The organism is Sphingomonas arantia, from assembly GCF_042682045.1.
Taxonomy (GTDB): domain Bacteria; phylum Pseudomonadota; class Alphaproteobacteria; order Sphingomonadales; family Sphingomonadaceae; genus Sphingomonas_R; species Sphingomonas_R arantia.
The window spans coordinates 882234-900531 of sequence record NZ_JBHUGS010000001.1 but is presented as its reverse complement, the minus strand read 5'-3'; the positions used below and the strand labels follow the sequence as shown (position 1 = coordinate 900531).

Genomic DNA, 18298 nt, shown 5'->3' with positions numbered 1-18298 from the left:
CCGGGTTACCCGCCGCGACAAGCGGTGCTGCGACCGCGTCGGCGTTGCATGCGACGGGCATGCAACCGCATAGGCGGCCCGGACATTGTGACGGCAGCGAAAGGGGTTTCATCATGCGGCTCGACGATTATCGGACCAGCGACAATGTCGAGGACCAGGGGTCCGGCGGGGGCGGCGGCGGCTTCGGCGGCGGCGGTGGGGGCGGCGGCATCTTCGGCCTGCTGTTCGGCATCGTGGCCAGTCGGTTCGGCATCGGCGGCATCGTCGTGCTCGCAATCGGCGCGATGCTGTTCGGCATGAACCCGCTGTCGATGCTGACCGGCGGCGGCACGACCACGTCCAGCGGCCCGCGCGAGGGTGCGACAAAGAACGCGGCCGAAGCCTGCTCCGCCGACGCCGCACAGAAATTCTCGTGCCAGGTGCTCGCCAGCACCGAAGATACCTGGACCAAGCTGTTCGCCGAACGCAACCAGCAATACACGCCGGCCGGCCTCAGCTTCTACGATGGCTCCGGCAACTCCGGCTGCGGTCAGGCGCAGTCCGCGATGGGCCCGTTCTATTGCCCGACCGACAAGAAGATTTACCTCGACACCACCTTCTACACCGAACTCCAGCAGAAGTTCGGCGCCCCCGGTGACTTCGCGCAGGCCTATGTCATCGCGCACGAGGTCGGCCATCACATTCAGGACCTCGAAGGCACGCTGGCCGAGGCCCAGAAGGCGCAGCAGGCAACGTCCGAAACCGGCGGGAACGCCGTACAGGTCAAGGTCGAACTGCAGGCCGATTGCTATGCCGGCGTCTGGGCCGCGCGGAACCCGAACCTGATGTCGCCCGGCGACGTGCAGGAAGGGCTCACCGCCGCCGCCGCGATCGGCGACGACAAGCTCCAGGGCGACCGCGCCCGCCCGGACAGCTTCACCCACGGCAGTTCGGCACAGCGCCAGAAGTGGCTGCAACGCGGCCTCGACACCGGCGACCCCGCCAAGTGCGACACCTTCGCCTCGGCCTAAAACCAGACGGGGGAGGATGACAGACCGTCACCCTCCCCTCATCGTCGCCGGCTTACAGCCGAACGAGCATTTTCCCGCTGTTCCCACCGCTGAACAGCGCCATGAACGCCTCCGGCGTCGCCTCCAGCCCGTCATGGACGGTCTCTTCGCTCCGGATCTTCCCCGCCTGCACCAGCGCGCCCATCTCGCGCTGGAACTCGCCGGCCTGGGCCTGAAAATCGCTCACGATAAACCCGCGCAACCGAATTCGCGCCGCGACGATCCGCATCAGATAGCGCAGCTGCACCGGGTCCGCCCCGTTATAGCCCTCGATCATCCCGCACATCGCGAACCGCGCCCCATCGCGCGCCGTCGCCAGCGCCGCATCGAGATGCCCGCCGCCGACATTGTCAAAATACACGTCGATCCCCTGCGGTGCCGCCGCCATCAGCTTCTTCACCAGCGACCCGTCCGACTTGTAGTCGATCGCCGCATCCGCCCCGAGCGACTCAACCAGCGCGACCTTCGCCGCCCCGCCCGCCGATCCGACGACGGTCATGCCCTTCGCCTTGGCGATCTGCACCACCGCAGAGCCGACCGCACCGGCGGCAGCCGACACGAACACCGTCTCGCCCGCCTTCGCCTCGGCCACCGCAAGCAACCCGAACCACGCCGTCATTCCCGGCATGCCGAGATGCCCCAGATAACGCTGCACCGGAATGTCGCCCGCCGGGATCTTCTGCACGCCCGCCACCGGCAGCACCGCCTCGTCGCGCCAGCCCGCCATGTGGACGACATGGTCACCCACCGCGAACCCGTCCGCGCGGCTCTCCACCACCTCGCCGACGGCCCCGCCCTGCATCGGTTCACCGATCGCGAACGGCGGGACATAGCTCTTCGTGTCGTTCATCCGCCCGCGCATATACGGGTCGACCGACAGCCAGCTGTTGCGGACGCGGATCATGCCGTCCTCGATCGGCGGCAGGGCGACGTCGGTCAGCGCGAAATTGTCGGCGGCAGGCATGCCGTTCGGGCGCGACGTCAGGGTCCAGGCGCGGGCCATATCGGTATCTCCTCTGATGTAATGCCGCGGGCCTACGCCCCCTTTCCGCGAACGTAAAGCAACCTGGATCATGCGGCGTGCGCCCGGTCCCGCGCCGGCACGGGCTCACCGCAACATGCCTACCAATACCGCGTCTCGGCGGCGTCTCGCGGTCGTCGTCAAAAATATGATCCGGCCCGTTGCCAGCGCCCGACGGCTTCGCTAGAGGCGGCCTGTCGGGTCTGGGGCTGTAGCTCAGATGGGAGAGCGCTGCAATCGCACTGCAGAGGCCAGCGGTTCGATTCCGCTCAGCTCCACCAGCCCCGCACGCTAGGCGATCAGCGCACGCTCGCGACGCCCAGCGACCCACGCACCCCCGACGACGACCAGCAGCAACCCGACCCAGAAGACCGCGGTGAACGGTGCCGCGTCACCGACCGCGAACCGGACCACCAGCGTCGCGACCAGCGCAACCGGCGCACCCCACACCACCCCATGCCACGCGCCCAGCAGCCACGGCTCGCGCAACCCGCGCCGCCGCCGCTTGCCCAGCCAGATATACACACCCGTCGCACTCACAACCGTCAGCGCCAGCCCGAACACGACATAGCCGATCTTCACCGGCAGCCCGCCATAATTGCCGAAATGCAAATTGTAGTTCGACGCCGCCGCCTGCTGCCCGATCGCGCCATCGGCCAGTCTGGCCGTCCCGGTAAAACGGCCGCCCGCGTCGAAGTCGTAATACTCCCCGAAGATCAGCCGGCGCGCATGCCGCCCGACGATCTGGACATGCTGTCCCGCCGTTCCCGGATCGTGCAGCGTCACATAAGTCACCGCGATATCCGGATAGGCCCGCTGCATATGATCGAGCGCCGCCGCAACATCCGCAACCGGCGCCCTCGCCGCGTTCGGCTTCGCTTCCTTGCCGAAGATCGGCGCATACACCGCCGCGATATCGCCGCCATAAGCGACCCGCGCCAGCACCGCAGTCCCGACGCCGGCCAGTCCGATCACCGCGCCGGTGATCGCGATCGCCAGCCCGAACGGCAGCGTCCAGACGCTCAGCCGGTTGTGCCAGTCCGCCATTCCCACGCCGCCACCCTGCCGCGCACGCAGCCGGAACGCGTCGCGAAAGATCCGCGGATGCGCGATCAGCCCGGTCACCGACAGCGCCACCATCAGCATCCCCAGCGCCCCGACGATCGTCATCCCGACCACCCCCGGCACGTTCAGCGTATAGTGCAACGCATACAGAAACTCGGACCAGTGGTTCAGCTCGGGCGCCGCGATCCGCCCCTGCGCGTCCAGATGCACCGCCTGATGATCGGTCGTGATCGTCGCGCGCGGCAGTTCCGGCACCGGCATGTGCACATAAAGATGCGCGCTGGCCGGCTTGCCCTGTTCCTTGGCCAGCACCGCCGCCACGCCGCGCTGCACCGCCTGCGGATCGATCCGCGCCATCTCCGGCGCGTCGCGTTGTTCGATGCGCTGCCATTCCTGGTAGAACACCAGCACCGTCCCGCTGAGACACACGAGATACAGCAACGCCCCCGCAAGCAATCCCATCGCGGCATGCGCGGACAAGGCGGATCGGACAGTCGAGGCCCCCGGTGCGATCGTCACGCAACGGCCCCCATCAGCATCGGCAACCCGGCCACACCGCTGACGAGCAACGTCGCGACCTGACTACGCCGGCGCACCTGCATCAACAGGACGGTGACCAGCACCGCCCAGCCGACCGGCACCGCATACAGCGCCGCGACGTTGGCGTTCGCCTCCCCCCAACCGACCGCCAGCCCGAGCCAGCGCAGTCCAAGCGCCAGCAGGATCGCCGCAGCGAGCCCGCCCGGCATGACCATCACGAACGTCGTCACCCGCCGCCCGATCGCCCGCGGCTCCCGCGCCGGCACCGCGACCCGCCGCCCCGCCGCCACCGCGCGCCCCCGCGGACAGCGGATCGCCGCGACAGTCAGCGCAACGAACGCCGCCCCCATCGTCACCAGCGCCGCGACCGAAACGCCCCAAGCGCCCGCCGCCGCCCAACCGGACAGGACCGAAGCGACGATCAGGCCCCAACCGAGCGAATTCCACCCGCTCGCCCGACGCTCCAGTGACCACGCCCCGCGCAGCACGCCGACCGCGCCCGCCCCCAGCGCGCATGCCACCCACAGACCAAGCGACGCATCGTCCATCACAGGCGGTAGCTCAGCGTACCGAACACGTTCCGCTCCGCCCCGACGAAGCAGTCGCCGCGCGCCAGGCAGGCCGAGTAATAGTCCTTGCCCAGCATGTTCGTCGCATTGACCGAAAGGCCCCAGCGCTGCCACCGCACCTCGGCGAACCCGTCGACCAGCGTATAGTCCGGCGTTACGATCCCGTCCGGAAACGCCGGGCCATAGGACCGGTTCTTGCCCGAATAGCGCACGCCGCTGCCGATCCGCAGGCTGACATCGTCGGTCAGCGCGAACGACCGCGCCGCCCACAACGACGCATTATGCTTCGGCACATTCTCCAGCTGCTGGTTCGTCCCGTCGATCTCCGCCTCGTTGTAGCTGTAGTTGGCGATCAGCTGGACCTGCCCCGGCAACACCGTCCGCGCCTCGAACTCGATCCCCTTCGACGTCAGCGACCCGGCCTGGCGCTGGTCGAACGGATCGGTGGTGGTGGGATCGTCGACCGGACGGTTGGTCTCCTTGATGCGGTATCCGGTGACCGTCACCATGCTGGCATCGTTTGGCTGATATTTCAGCCCCGCCTCATATTGATGGCCGGCTTTCGGCAGGAACGGGTTGCCGTTGCTCGCCGTCCCCGCGATCGGCTCGAAGCTCTCGGTATAGCTGAAGAACGGCGACAGCCCCGGCACGATCTCGCCGATCACGCCCGCGCGGAACGTCGTCGCATGCTGCACCGTACGATCCGCGGCAAAGCTCTGCGACGTCACCCGATCGCGCCGCGCGCCGACCACGACCGACACACGGTCCCACAACCGCATCTGGTCCTGCACGTAGAAACCGAGCTGCGTCTGCTCCACATCCTCCGACGGCGCCGCCGGCTGCGGAAGCCCGCCGCCGAAATCGGACAGCGCGGCATAATCCGGGTCGTAGATGTCGACATATTCGAACCCGAACCCGGCAACCTTGCGCACATGGCTCCGGCTGTAGTCGACGCCGCCCAGCAAGACATGCTCGATCGCCGCCCCGGTCCGGAAGTTCAGCTGAACGTTGTTATCGGTCGAAAACACCTCCATCCGTGCCTTGCTGCCGTCGGCATAGAGCCCGATCGAGCGGCCGTCCGGATCGCTCACCGGCGTGCCCGTGGCATCCAGCTTCACATACGGGTTGGTCGGGTTGGAATAGCTGTCCGGATAATGTGTCAGGTACGTCAGGTCGCTGTCGATGTAGCGCGCCTTCATGCTGAGCTTCGCGGTCTCGCCGAACCGGTGGGTCAGCAGTGCGGTCCCCTGCAACAACCGCCCGTCATACCGGTCCCAACCCGGCTTGCCGACGAACCGGTCGCTCGGGATCTTGCCCGCGCTGTTCGGCAGGATCGTGCCGACCAGCGGCAGGAACTGCGCCGTCGAACCGCCATCGTCCTCCTGATACAGGCCGAGCAGCGTCAGGTCGGTGTCCGCCCCCGGCGACCAGGTTAGTGACGGCGCGATCATCACGCGGTCGTCGGGCACATGATCGGTCTGCGTCCCCGCATCGCGCACCCGCGCCACGATCCGCCCGGTCAGGTTGCTCGCGATCGGGCCGGTCAGGTCGGCCAGCAGTTCCTTGCGGTCGAACGATCCGTACCGCACCGCGATCTCGCCCGCCGGCGCTGCGGACGGCAGCTTGGAATTGAGGTTGATCAGCCCGCCCAGCGACCCCTGCCCGAACAGCATCGACGACGGCCCGCGCAGCACCTGCACGCTGTCGAAATTATATGGGTCCGCCCGGATGCTGGCGTAGAAGCTGTAGATGTCGCGCATCCCGTCGCGGAACTGCAACGCGGTCAGCCCGCGGATCGTCGCGCTGTCGACCCGGCTGTCGGGCCCGTAGGGATTGGACTGCACGCCCGCGACATAGTTCAGCGTGTCGGAGATCGAGACCGCCCCCTGCGCCTGGTACAGCTCGGCCGGAATGATCGTCACCGGCTGCGGCACCTGGATCGCCGGCGTGTCCGTCTTGGTCGCCGCGTTGCCCGCGCGCGCCTGGCCCGTCACGACAATATCGGCATCGCGGTCGGCCGGCTGCGCCAGCGCGGGCGTCCCGGCAAGCGCGGTCATGGACAGCAGCAACGGCTTGATCACTCGCATTCTTGAAACCCCCCAAGTTCGTTGGGGCGCTGATAATGCGAGCGATTTGCAATATCAAGAGCGGATTGGCACGGTCCGTCCCGTTGGCCTCAGGGCGCGGCGGCACCCCCCGCGGCCAGCGCCTGCGTCGCATCTTCCGGCGTCAGCGGCCGGGCGAAATGAAAGCCCTGAATCGCGCGGCATCCGATCTGCATCAGAATGTCGGTCTGCGCCTGCGTCTCGACCCCCTCCGCGATGATATTGAGGTCCAGCGTCGCGCCCATCTTCACGATCAGTTCGACGATCGCCCGCGTTTCGCGGTTGCTGCCGACCCCGTCGATGAACGACTTGTCGATCTTGATCGTGTCGATCGGATAGCGGTTGATGTAGCTGAGCGACGAATAGCCCGTCCCGAAATCGTCGAGCGCGATCCGCACGCCCATATCGCGCACCGCGCCGATCGCGCCGGCGATCTCGGCCGATGGATGGAGGAAGATCCCCTCGGTGATCTCCAGCTCCAGCGTCTGCGGTCGCAGCCCGAACTCGTCCAGCACCTCCGACAACGCGGTCACGAAATCACGGTCCACGAACACCGCCGCCGACACGTTAATGCTCAACCGTAACGCCGGATCGTCGAATGCACGCTGCCACTGCGCAAGCTGGGCGCAGGCCTCGCGCATCACCCATCGGTCGATCTGGCGGATCAGCCCGATCTCCTCGGCGACCGGCACGAAGTCCGCCGGGCTGATCGGCCCGCGGACGGGGTGCGTCCAGCGTAACAGCGCCTCGAAACTCTGGATCGCGCCGCTCGCCGGATCGACGATCGGTTGATAGGCCAGGTGAAACTCGCCGCGCTCCACCGCCTGCCGCAAGTCGGTCTGCAAGGTCAGCTGGCTTACCGCATCGTCATGCATCGTCGCATCGAAGATCGCATAGTCGCCGCCACCCGCGCGCTTTGCCTGATACATCGCGATATCGGCATCGCGCATCAGGTCGTCCGGCACCACGCCCGGCTCGCCCGCCGGCACCACGCCGATGCTGGCCGACGGAAACACGCTCTGCCGCCCGAGCTGCACCGGCGCGCGCAGTGCTTCGATGATCGCCTCCGCAATCCTCACCGGGATCGTAAGGTCGACAGCATCCTCGATCAGGATCGCGAACTCGTCGCCGCCGATCCGCGCCAACGTATCCTGCGGACGCACGCACCGCCGCAGCCGCTGCGCCACCTCCTTCATCAGCGCGTCGCCCGCCAGATGCCCCAGGCTGTCGTTGACGATCTTGAACCGGTCCAGATCCAGGAACAGCACCGAACAGGTCGTCGCCCCCTGCAACCGCTCGCGATCGAGCGCCTTCGACAGCCGTTCCATGAAGAACGCCCGGTTGCGCAGCCGCGTCAGATTGTCGTGGAACGCGGTGTAGAGCAGTTCCGCCTCGATCCGCTTGCGCTCCAGGATCTCGCCGGCCAGCGCCTGGTTCTCCAGCTCCGCCACGCGCACCCGCGCGCTCAGCTCCTGCGCCGCCTTGCGTTCGGTGATGTCGCGCTGGACGGACACCCAGTGCGTGAACCAGCCCCGCTCGTTCGCCACCGGCACGATGCTCAGTTCGACCCAGAACTCGCTGCCGTCGCGGCGGTAGTTGATGATCTCGATCTCGATCGGCTGCCACGTTTCCAGCGCCCGGCGCAGCAGCGCGCGCGACTTCGGGTCGGTCTTCGGCCCCTGCAGCACGCGTGGTGTCAGCCCGATCACCTCCTCCGCGGTATAGCCCGTCGTGCGGGTGAACGCCGCGTTACAATAGATGATGCGCGGGCCGGGCAGGTCGATCGGCTGCGCTTCGGTGATCACGATCGAATCGCGCGCATGCACCGCGACCGACTCGAGCAGCCGCAACCGCTCCAGCGTGGCCTGGCCCGCACGGCTGTCCACCCGGTCGACGCGTTCCTGCAACAGCATCAGATCGAACAACGTTGCCAGATGCGCCGCGTGCGACCGCAGCACATAGGTCTGCGCGGCGCTCAGCCCCGCCCGCGCTTGCGTATCGAGGACGATCAGCAACGCGCCGTCCGTTCCCGCGATCGGCGCCACCGCGGCAAACCGCACCTTGTCACCGCCTTCACCGCGAAAGCCGAGCGCGATCGGCGATCCGTCGATGCAGTTCGTGACGATCGGCGCGCCGTCGCAGCCCGTGCTTGCGTCGGTTCGATACGGCAGGGCGGGCGACAGCAGACCGCTCCGGCTGACGGCAAGCGGCACCAGTTCGCCATCGCGCACCGCACAGATCATCGCCGTCGTGCAGGCCGTCGCCCGCGCGGCCTGTTCCACGATCGTCTCGAACACCTCCAGGCACGCGGAGTGGGAGCCGATATCATAAGCCGGGTCGAAGGCCTCTTTCGCGCGCAGAACGGGTAACTCTATGTGCATTTGTCACTTTCGGGAGGGCATGGTCGGGTCGCTCAACGCGCAACTCTCGCCCAGGACGCAGGCATCCTGTCCATACCGAACATATTGTAGGTAGACTTTAAAGGATGTTACGGACGCGGCTCGCCTCGGCCCGATCATGCCTCGCCCCGGCGGGCTCCCCGCGAGGCTTTATGCAGGATCGGGGATCCGCAGCGGATCAGCCGTTGCCCGCTTCCGTGCCCGCCGGTGTCCCGATCGCCAGCGTGATCGCATCGATCCGCCGCAGCATCGCCACGAACCGCTCGACCTCCTCCCGGTCGAACCGCGCGAAGATCCGGCTCTCCAGCTCCATCGCCTTGGGCGCGATCTGCGCGTGCAGCTCCCGCCCCGCATCGGTCAGGCTCAGCAGGTGCGACCGCCCATCGTCCGGGTTCAGCGCACGTGCCAGCACCCCGCGCCCGACCAGCGCGATCGCCGCGCGACTGACCGTCACCTTGTCCATCCGCGTCCGCGTGCCGATCGCCGCCTGCGTGATCCCGCCCGTCTCCGCCACCACCGCGATCAGCCGCCATTCCGGGATCGTCAGCCCGAACAGCGCCTCGTACGTCCCCGCGATTGTATCGCTGACCAGGTTCGACGTGAACGACAGGCGGTACGGAATGAAGTCGTCGAGGGCGAGCGTCGGGCGGTCCATCCGCCAGGTCGTATCAGTTGACACGATGGCACGACAGCCGCATCTTAGTGTCATAAGATACCAGTTTGGATGAGGATGCCGGCGATGGAGCATATGGACGTCAACCCGATGGGGCTCGACGGGTTCGAGTTCGCGGAATTCACCTCGGCCGATCCGGACCGCCTGGCGGACCAGTTCGAACAGTTCGGTTTCGTCCCCGCCTCGGTCCACCCGACCCGCGCCGTCACCCGCTACAAGCAGGGCCGCATCAACCTGCTGCTCAACCGCGAACCGAACAGCCACGCCGCCAGCTTCCACGCCGCGCACGGCCCGTCGGCCAGCGCGATGGCGTTCCGCGTCCACGACGCCCGCGCCGCCTACGACAACGCGATCGCCGCCGGCGCGAAGCCCGCGCCCGAGGGCGCCGCGCTCGACGGCGTGCCTGCGGTCGAGGGGATCGGAGGCTCGATCCTCTACCTCGTCGATCGGCACGGCGCGCGCGGCTCGCTCTACGACGACTGGACGCCGGTCCCGGGTGCGGCGGAGGCGGAAGCCGCCAACAGCGTCGGGCTCGACCTGCTCGACCACCTCACCCACAATGTCCGCCGCGGCCAGATGAAGACCTGGGCCGAATACTACGGCCGCATCTTCGGGTTCGAGGAGCAGAAGTTCTTCGACATCAAGGGCAAGGCGACCGGCCTGTTCAGCCAGGCGATGATCGCCCCCGACCGCGCGATCCGCATCCCGCTGAACGAAAGCCAGGACGATCACAGCCAGATCGAGGAGTTCCTGCGCGACTATAATGGCGAGGGGATCCAGCATCTGGCACTTACCACCGACGACATCTTCGCCACCGTCGAAAAGCTCCGCGCCCGCGGCGTGAAGCTGCAGGACACAATCGAAACCTATTACGAACTGGTCGACAAACGCGTCCCCGGCCACGGCCACGACCTCGAACGCCTGCGCCGCAACCGCATTCTGATCGACGGCAATGTCGGCGAGGAAGGCCTGCTGCTCCAGATCTTCACGGAACCAATGTTCGGCCCGATCTTCTTCGAAATCATCCAGCGCAAGGGCAACGAAGGCTTCGGCAACGGGAACTTCCAGGCGCTGTACGAGAGCATCGAGCTCGATCAAATTCGTCGCGGGGTCATCACCGTCGACGCCTAACCCAACCAAACCCGCTTATCCCGAGCGAAGTCGAGGGACCCTTCGAGCGAAGTCGAGAAGCCAACAGCGCCCCTCGGCTACGCTCGGGGGGAAGCGTACCTCGACGCCGCTCGGCATGGACGGGTTTCTATGTAAGTCTCGCTGAAGACCGGCCGGAGGAGAGGGAAACACCATGACGCAAGCACCCACCTACCAACCCGGCTTCGGCAACCACATCTCCAGCGAGGCCGTCCCCGGCGCGCTCCCCATTGGCCGCAACTCGCCGCAGCACGTCCCCTTCGGCCTCTACGCCGAACAACTCTCCGGCACCGCCTTCACCGCGCCGCGCAGCGAAAACCGCCGCAGCTGGCTCTACCGCCTGCGCCCGACCGCCAACCACGCCGCCTTCACCCCCTACGCCGGCGCGCCCCACTTCAAGTCCGCCCCCTATGACGACATGCCCCCCTCGCCCAACCGCCTCCGCTGGGATCCCCTCCCCCTGCCCACCGAGCCGCTCGACTGGCTCGACGGCCTCGTCAGCTACGGCGGGACGGGCAGCGTCGCCGACCAGAGCGGCGTTGGCATCCACCTCTATGCCGCCAACCGCGACATGGACCGCGCCTTCTTCTCCGCCGACGGCGAGCTGCTGATCGTCCCCGAACAGGGCCGGCTCGGGATCGACACCGAACTCGGCCGCATCGACCTCGCCCCGCTTCAGATCGCGATCATCCCGCGGGGCGTGCGGTTCCGCATCGCGCTGCCCGACGGACAGGCGCGCGGCTATGTCTGCGAAAATTACGGCGCGCTGTTCCGACTGCCCGATCTCGGCCCGATCGGCGCCAACGGCCTCGCCAACCCGCGCGACTTCGAAACGCCGGTCGCGTGGTACGAGGACAGCGACGCGCCATGCGACGTCGTCCAGAAATTCCAGGGCCGGCTCTGGACCACCACGCTCGATCATTCGCCGTTCGACGTCGTTGCCTGGCACGGCAACCTCGCCCCCTGCCGCTACGACCTGACCCGCTTCAACACCATCAACACGGTCAGCTTCGACCATCCCGATCCGTCGATCTTCACCGTCCTCACCGCGCCCAGTGACACCCCCGGCACCGCCAACTGCGACTTCGTCATCTTCCCGCCGCGCTGGATGGTGGCGGAGGGCACGTTCCGCCCGCCCTGGTTCCACCGCAACGTGATGAGCGAGTTCATGGGCCTGATCCAGGGCGCATACGACGCAAAGGAAGGCGGATTCGCCCCCGGCGGCGCGTCGCTCCATAACCAGATGAACGGCCACGGCCCCGACCGCGCGAGCTACGACAAGGCGATCGCCGCGGACCTCGTCCCCCACCGCATCGCCGACACCATGGCGTTCATGTTCGAAACGCGCCACGTCGTCCGCCCCACGCGCTGGGCGATCGAGACCCCGACGATGCAGCTCGATTACGACGCGGTCTGGACCGGCTTCGCCAAGGCGCAGCTGCCCGAATGATCCTGCACGGCTACTGGCGCTCGGGCACCGCCTACCGCGTCCGCATCGCTCTCGCGCTGAAGGGCCTGGCGTACGAGCAGGTCACACACGACCTGCGCCGCGGCGAACAGCGCGCGCCCGGCTATGCCGCGCTCAACCCGCAACCGCTGGTCCCGGCGCTCAACGTCGACGGCATGGTCCTGACGCAAAGCCCCGCCATCCTCGAATGGCTCGACGAGCGCCATCCCGACCCGCCGCTGCTCCCCGCCACCGCGGACGCCCGCGCGATCGTCCGCGCCATGGCCGCCATCGTGGCCTGCGACATCCACCCGCTCAACAACCTCCGCGTGCTCGACACGCTCCGCACCGAGTTCGACGCCACCCCGGACGCCATCAACCGCTGGATCGCCCGCTGGATCGGCGACGGCCTCGCCGCGCTGGAGATACTGGTCCAGCGTCACGGCGACGGCTTCGCCTACGGCAGCACGCCTACCATCGCGGACTGCCACCTCGTCCCACAACTGTACGCGGCGCGCCGCTTCGCGGTCGATCTGGCACCCTACCCCGCACTCGTCGCCGCCGACGCCCGCGCCGCCAATCTCGATGCGTTCCAAAGCGCGCATCCCGACCGCCAGCCCGACGCCGACGGCGCATGACGTCCAGCGAACGCATCTTCGCGACGCCACCCGGCGTGAAACTCGGCGAACTGGACATGATCGCGGACGGCACCGCGCGCAACTTCGTCCTGCAACTTCGCGCCGGCCGCTTCCACGGCTTCGTCATGCGGCACGGCACCGACCTGTTCGGCTATGTCGACCGCTGTCCACATATGGGCGTCTCGCTCGCCAAGGAACTCGACGGCTACCTCACGCCGCGCGGCGACCTGATCGCCTGCAGCTGGCATTCCGCCCTGTTCGAAATCGACACCGGCGTCTGCGTCGGCGGCCCCTGCACCAGCCAGCGCCTCACCCCCTGGCCCGTCACGGTCGCCGACGGCAACATCGTCACCGCCTAAGCCGCCGCCGCGTCGTCCTCCACCGCCACACCGCGCTGCTCGCTCAGGATCTGCCACCCGGTGATGAACAGCGCCGCGATCACCGGCCCGACCACGATCCCGCTCAGCCCGAACAGCTCGATCCCGCCAAGCGTCGTGACCAGCACCACCCAGTCCGGAATGCCCGTATCGCGCCCGACCAGGATCGGCCGCAGGATATTGTCCGCCATGCCGATCACCACCACGCCCGACACGATCACCACGATCCCCTGCCAGGTCGCGCTGGTGGCGAGCAGGTAGATCGCGACCGGAACCCAGATGATCGCCGGCCCCACCGCGGGCAGCAACGCCGTCACCGCCATCAACAGTCCCCACAGCAACGCCGCCGGCACACCCACGATCCAGAACGTGATCGCGCCCAGCCCGCCCTGCACCAGCCCGACGATCACCGATCCCTTGATCGTCGCGCGCACCACCGCCACGAACTTGCTGACCAGCCGTTCGGACACCGACGGCTCCAGCGGCAACGACCGCTTTACCACCGCGCCCAGCCGCTGCCCGTCGCGCAGCAGGAAGAAGGTGACGTACAGCGCGATGCCGAACGCCAGCACGAACGCCGCCGCATCGCGCCCGATCGACAACGCCTGCGACGCGATCGAACTCACCCGGCTGCCGATCAGGTTCGACGCCTGCGCCTGCGTCCGCTCGAAACTGCCGAGCCCCGCGCCGTCCATCAACCGCCGCAACCGCCCCGGCAGCGCGTCATGCACCTGCGCGAAGTAGGACGCGAAGTTGATCTGCCCCGATCGGATGCTGGTGTAGACCGAACTCGCCTGATCGACGACCATCGTCCCGATCACCAGCGCGGGGATCACCACCGCCACCGTGATGATCAGCATCGTCAGCCCCGCGGCGCGGTTCTCGCGCTTCGGATTGCGCGCCAGCAGCCGGCGGTACAGCGGCTGGAACAGGATCGCCGCCAACATGCTCCACAACAGCGCCCCGGCGAAGCTCGACACCACCGCACCCGTCGCGATGGTGACCAGCACGACGAACAGGATCAGCCCGCCATCCTCGAAACGCCGTCTGTCGATCGTCATGCCGCCTCCGCCACTCGCATCATGACGCCGCTACGAACCAAAACGCCCCGCGACGCAACCCCGTTCAGATCAGCGTCATCGCCCGCGCGGCGCTCACCGGCCGCGCCGGCGTGATCGTCACCACCGTCCCCACCCGCGTCAGCCCGTACAAAGTCCGCGCAAATCCGCGCGGCACCCGAATGCAGCCATGCGACGCCGGATAGCCCGGCAACGCCCCGGCATGGATCGCGATGCCGTAACTTGTCAGCCGGTGCATGAACGGCATCGGCGCGTTGCTGTACCGGTTCGAATGGTGCGTCACCGCCTTCTCCATCACCCGGAACGTGCCGGTCGGCGTGCGGTGATCGGGCGTCCCCGTCGACACCGGCGCGGTATAAAGCAGCTTGGCATCGCGAAACACATACAGCGTCTGCTGCGGCAGGCTGACCAGCACGCGCAGCCCCTGCCGCCGCGCCCGCGCCAGCTCCGCCGCCGCCACCTTCGCCGCAACCGCTGCCCTCGACGGCCGCGTCACCTGCCCCGGCACTGCCAGCACGAACCGCCCATCCCCGGTCGCCAGCAGCGTGCACTCGCGCATCCCGGCACCCGCGCAATGCCGGTCGTCGAACGCGGCGGGATCCACCGACAGCACCGGCGGCTTCCCGCACCCGGCCAACGCGAGCATGCCCAACACAAGACCGTACCACAGTCGCCGCATCGATCGCCCCCCATGCCCGCCAGACAGCCTAACCGCCCGCCCGCCGCCACGCCAGCGGTCTGATCTCAGTCGAGCAGCGGCAGCGCGGTCGTTGACTTGATCTCCTGCATCGCGAACGACGACGTCACGTCGTGCAGGTCCGCGACCTTGGTCAGCTTGCGGTAGATCCGGTCGTAATCCGCGATATCGCGCGCCACGATCTTGAGCAGATAGTCGATCTCCCCGCTCATCCGGTAGAACTCGACCACCTCCGGCATCCGCGCCACGCCGTTCGAAAATGTCTGCAACCACTCGTCGCTATGCCGCGCCGTCCGCACCGCGACGATCACCGTCACGCCCAGCCCCAGCGCCTCGCGGTTCAGGATTGCCACACGCCGCTCGATCACGCCCAGCCGCTCCAGCCGCTTGATCCGTTTCCAGCACGGCGTCGTCGACAGCCCGACGCGCTCCGCCAACTCTGCGATCGCCACCGTGGCATCCTCCTGCAGGATCGCGAGCAGCCGCCGATCGACCCCGTCGAGAACGATATTCTCCATAACCGGCTCCAGGTAGCAAATCTGAACCGCCAAACTGCCCGATCGCCGTCAGAAAAGAAACCTGTTCGCGTCCCCGTCGACTATCCTCGCCGCATCAAAAGGACGCGCGCATGAGGCATCTCTTCACCGACCACCCGCACGCGGTGGGCGAAACCTATCTCGAACATCTCCGCACCGCGGCCTGGTTCGCGGGCACGATGCTGCTCGCCGGCACCGCCTGCCTGATCCACGCGCTGTTCCCCGCGCTCTTCGTCCGCACCGGCAGCGAAGCGATCGCCCGCCTGCACGACCGCATGGTCGTCAACCGGACGCGCGTGCCGGCCGTCCGCGACTGAAGTTAGACCGTACCGGATACAACTCAGTCGCCGATCCATTTAATCCAGCCACCACCCCGTTTGGTTCGAGCCTGTCGAGAACCCTGCGCCGAGTTCTCGACAGGCTCGAACCAAACGGAGTCGGGAGCAGATCGGATAGGATCCGACCTCGCCAATCAAGCAATCTCCAGCGTCGCCGTCTTCAGCGCAACCGAACTGTTCCCCACCGCGATATCGAACAGCCCCGGCTCCACCACTTCGCGCATGTCGATGTCGAAGAACCGGAACGCCTCCGGCCCCAGCACGAACTTCACGGTCCGGCGCTCGCCCGGCGCCAGCGTCACGCGTTCGAACCCCTTCAGCTCGCGCACCGGCCGCGCCACCGACGCGACCCGGTCGTGGACATAGACCTGCACCACCTCGTCGCCGGCCCGCGCGCCGACATTGGCGACCTCGACCGACACCGTCACGCTGCCCGCATTGCCGATCCGCGGCGCGGACAGCACCGGCGCCCCGATCTCGAACTTCGTGTAGCTCAGGCCATGCCCGAACGGGAACAGCGGCGCGGTCTCCGCGAACAGATATCCGCGCCCGACCGACGGCTTCGCGTTGTAGTAGAGCGGCACCTGCCCCACTTCGCGCACCACCGTCACGGGCAGCTTGGCGCCCGGATTGATCCGCCCGAACAGCGCCTCCGCCATCGCGGTGCCGCCCTCCTGCCCGCCGTACCAGCATTCCAGCAGCGCATCGGCGCGCTTGACCACGTCGGGCCAGCTCGGCGGCCGCCCGTTGATCGCGGCCACCACCACCGGCTTGCCTGTCGCCTTCAGCGCGTCGAACAGCGCGTTCTGCTCACCGACCAGATCCAGCTCGGTCCGGTCGCCCAGATGGTTGGCAGCAAACCCCTCGCGGCTCGTCTGCTCCGTATCGCCGATCGCCAGCACGACGACATCGGCGGTTTGGGCCAATGTGACAGCCTCCGCGATCAGCGCACGATTGCGCGCCGGATCGGCCAGCACGACCGCATCGTCCGACCGGTTCTCGGCACTGGTGATGAACACGCCCTGCGCATGCAGGATCGTCGTACCCGCCCCCGCCACCGCACGCATACCCTCCAGCAGGCTGACCGTCCTGCGCGGTTCGGACGAATAGCCGCCCAGCCGGGCGACCGCCGCGTTCGGCCCGATCACCGCGATCCGCTTACCCGCCGCCAGCGGCAGCGCCCCGTTGTTGGTTAGCAGGCAGACCGACTTGCGCGCCGCCTCCAGCGCCAACGCGCGCGCCTCCGCATTGCCGGTCAGCCGCGCCGCCGCCTTTGCATCGGCAAACGGCTGCTCAAACAACCCGGCACGGAACTTCAGCTTCAGTATCCGTGCGCACGCCCGGTCGACGTCGGCCTGCGCCACCTTGCCCCGCCGCACCTGATCCGCCAGCGTCCGGAACGCGGTCCCGTCCGGCAGCTCGGAATCGACCCCCGCGGCCAGCGCCAGCCGCGCCGCCGCCTGACGGTCCACAGCGACATGGTGGATGCGCTCCAACTCCTCCACCGCGCCGTAGTCGCTCACTACCACCCCGTCGAACCCCCAGTCACTGCGCAAGGTTTCACCCAGCAGCCAGCGATTGGCGTGTGACGGCACCCCGTCGATCTCGTTGTACGACGGCATCACCGCGGCGATCTTCGTCCGCTCCACCACCGCGCGGAACGGCGGGAAGAAGGATTCGTGCAACTCGCGCAGCGCGATCGGCGCGGGGGCGATGTTATTGCCCGCCTGCGGCTGCCCGTGCCCGGTCATATGCTTCAGCGTCGCGAACACCTTGCCCTCGCCCAGCGTCGCGCTGTCGCCCTGCAATCCCTCGACCGCCGCCACGCCCATCTCGCCGCACAGATACGGGTCCTCGCCGAACGTCTCTTCGATCCGCCCCCAGCGCGGGTCGCGCGCGATATCGACGACCGGCGACAGCGCCAGGTGGCTACCATGCGCGCGCACCTCGCGCCCGATCACGGACTGCACGCGCCGCATCAGGTCGCGGTCGAAACTGCCCGCCAGCGCGATCGCCTGCGGAAAACTCGTCGCGTCGGGCGCCATATAGCCGTGCAGCGCCTCCTCGTGGAACAGCACCGGGATCCCCAGCCGCGTGTCGTCGCGCGCCCACTTCTGCACCGCGTTGACGAACGCCACGGTGGACGCCGTCCCGCGCCAGCGCGCGCCCGTGCCGCCGGCGACTTCCGCCACTTCCGGCCCGCCGCGCCGGTCGGACGGCCGCGTCACCTGCCCGAACCCGTTCGGGTAGGCGGTTTGCGCCTTGGCCGGATCAAAATCCAGCCCGCCGTCGCGCATCACGCCCGCCTTGGTGCCCCACAGCGCGATCGTCTGCGCCACCTTTTCCTCCAGCGTCATCCGCGCCATCAGGTCGCGCACGCGCAGGTCCACCGGCGCGCGCGGATCGCGGTACACCGCCGCCGCCTTGCCCGTGGTGGACAGCCCCGCCCCCGGCAGGAACGCCAGCAACGACACCCCGCCGCCCCAGCGCAGGATGTCGCGACGGGTCCCGGCGGTCTGATCGCGCGCGGTCTTGTGGATGCGGTCGGCCAAGTGTCACTCTCCCCTGCGGTGCGGCGTTGCTCGGGACGCCGTCACCATGATAGCGTTAGCATGG

General features: G+C 67.9%; 16 protein-coding genes and 1 tRNA gene. 7 read left to right on the top strand and 10 right to left on the bottom strand.

Annotation, left to right across the window (positions count from 1 at the left end; genetic code table 11):
* The first annotated feature begins 113 nt into the window (after positions 1–113).
* Positions 114–1010: a KPN_02809 family neutral zinc metallopeptidase gene (gene ypfJ, locus ACFSGX_RS04285; protein WP_380927730.1), complete on the top strand. Its 897-nt coding sequence runs from the start codon at positions 114–116 to the stop codon at positions 1008–1010.
* Between the two features lie 52 nt (positions 1011–1062).
* Here the strand turns inward: ypfJ and ACFSGX_RS04280 are convergent, their stop codons facing one another.
* Positions 1063–2052, bottom strand: a complete 990-nt coding sequence (locus ACFSGX_RS04280) for an NADP-dependent oxidoreductase (protein ID WP_380927729.1) — start codon at positions 2050–2052, stop codon at positions 1063–1065.
* 223 nt (positions 2053–2275) lie between these two features.
* Between ACFSGX_RS04280 and ACFSGX_RS04275 the strand changes: the two genes are divergently transcribed.
* Positions 2276–2351, top strand: a tRNA-Ala gene (locus ACFSGX_RS04275).
* Positions 2352–2361: 10 nt separating this feature from the next.
* Here ACFSGX_RS04275 and ACFSGX_RS04270 read toward each other — a convergent pair.
* The 5 genes from ACFSGX_RS04270 to ACFSGX_RS04250 all read right to left on the bottom strand — a co-directional run bounded on the left by ACFSGX_RS04270 (position 2362) and on the right by ACFSGX_RS04250 (position 9403).
* Positions 2362–3654, bottom strand: a complete 1293-nt coding sequence (locus ACFSGX_RS04270; RefSeq protein ID WP_380927727.1) for a PepSY-associated TM helix domain-containing protein — start codon at positions 3652–3654, stop codon at positions 2362–2364.
* Complete coding sequence (locus ACFSGX_RS04265; RefSeq protein ID WP_380927725.1) at positions 3651–4223, bottom strand: hypothetical protein; 573 nt, start codon at positions 4221–4223, stop codon at positions 3651–3653. The genes ACFSGX_RS04270 and ACFSGX_RS04265 overlap by 4 nt, the downstream gene beginning before the upstream one ends.
* Entirely contained in the window at positions 4223–6331 is a 2109-nt protein-coding gene (locus ACFSGX_RS04260) for a TonB-dependent siderophore receptor (RefSeq protein ID WP_380927724.1), read from the bottom strand. The genes ACFSGX_RS04265 and ACFSGX_RS04260 overlap by 1 nt, the downstream gene beginning before the upstream one ends.
* A gap of 89 nt (positions 6332–6420) precedes the next feature.
* A complete protein-coding gene (locus tag ACFSGX_RS04255; protein WP_380927723.1) occupies positions 6421–8730 on the bottom strand; it encodes a putative bifunctional diguanylate cyclase/phosphodiesterase in 2310 nt (769 codons plus the stop codon).
* A 196-nt stretch (positions 8731–8926) separates the two neighbouring features.
* Positions 8927–9403, bottom strand: a complete 477-nt coding sequence (locus ACFSGX_RS04250; RefSeq protein WP_380928239.1) for a MarR family winged helix-turn-helix transcriptional regulator — start codon at positions 9401–9403, stop codon at positions 8927–8929.
* Between the two features lie 84 nt (positions 9404–9487).
* Here ACFSGX_RS04250 and hppD point away from each other — a divergent pair, with 84 nt between their 5' ends.
* From hppD to ACFSGX_RS04230, 4 genes are all read left to right on the top strand, one after another.
* Positions 9488–10552, top strand: a complete 1065-nt coding sequence (gene hppD, locus ACFSGX_RS04245; protein ID WP_380928237.1) for a 4-hydroxyphenylpyruvate dioxygenase — start codon at positions 9488–9490, stop codon at positions 10550–10552.
* 172 nt (positions 10553–10724) lie between these two features.
* The gene (gene hmgA, locus ACFSGX_RS04240; RefSeq protein WP_380927721.1) at positions 10725–12020 is read left to right on the top strand and encodes a homogentisate 1,2-dioxygenase; all 1296 of its coding nucleotides are present in this window, start codon (positions 10725–10727) and stop codon (positions 12018–12020) included.
* Positions 12017–12655, top strand: a complete 639-nt coding sequence (gene maiA / locus ACFSGX_RS04235) for a maleylacetoacetate isomerase (RefSeq protein ID WP_380927720.1) — start codon at positions 12017–12019, stop codon at positions 12653–12655. The genes hmgA and maiA overlap by 4 nt, the downstream gene beginning before the upstream one ends.
* Entirely contained in the window at positions 12652–13014 is a 363-nt protein-coding gene (locus tag ACFSGX_RS04230; protein ID WP_380927718.1) for a Rieske (2Fe-2S) protein, read from the top strand. The genes maiA and ACFSGX_RS04230 overlap by 4 nt, the downstream gene beginning before the upstream one ends.
* Here the strand turns inward: ACFSGX_RS04230 and ACFSGX_RS04225 are convergent.
* From ACFSGX_RS04225 to ACFSGX_RS04215, 3 genes are all read right to left on the bottom strand, one after another.
* Positions 13011–14093: an AI-2E family transporter gene (locus ACFSGX_RS04225; RefSeq protein ID WP_380927716.1), complete on the bottom strand. Its 1083-nt coding sequence runs from the start codon at positions 14091–14093 to the stop codon at positions 13011–13013. The two genes, ACFSGX_RS04230 and ACFSGX_RS04225, sit on opposite strands and share 4 nt — an antisense overlap.
* Positions 14094–14157: 64 nt before the next feature.
* Positions 14158–14790 (bottom strand): L,D-transpeptidase family protein, encoded by a 633-nt coding sequence (locus tag ACFSGX_RS04220; protein WP_380927714.1) that lies wholly within the window; start codon positions 14788–14790, stop codon positions 14158–14160.
* A gap of 65 nt (positions 14791–14855) precedes the next feature.
* Positions 14856–15326 (bottom strand): Lrp/AsnC family transcriptional regulator, encoded by a 471-nt coding sequence (locus ACFSGX_RS04215; RefSeq protein WP_380927712.1) that lies wholly within the window; start codon positions 15324–15326, stop codon positions 14856–14858.
* A gap of 110 nt (positions 15327–15436) precedes the next feature.
* On the opposite strand from ACFSGX_RS04215, the gene ACFSGX_RS04210 reads away from it, so the two are divergent.
* Positions 15437–15661 carry a DUF6356 family protein gene (locus ACFSGX_RS04210; RefSeq protein WP_380927710.1) on the top strand — a complete coding sequence of 75 codons (225 nt, stop codon included), beginning with the start codon at positions 15437–15439 and terminating at the stop codon, positions 15659–15661.
* Between the two features lie 155 nt (positions 15662–15816).
* On the opposite strand, the gene ACFSGX_RS04205 is transcribed toward ACFSGX_RS04210, so the two are convergent.
* Positions 15817–18234, bottom strand: coding sequence for a glycoside hydrolase family 3 N-terminal domain-containing protein (locus tag ACFSGX_RS04205; RefSeq protein ID WP_380927709.1), 2418 nt, complete (start codon positions 18232–18234; stop codon positions 15817–15819).
* Between the last annotated feature and the right edge of the window lie 64 nt (positions 18235–18298).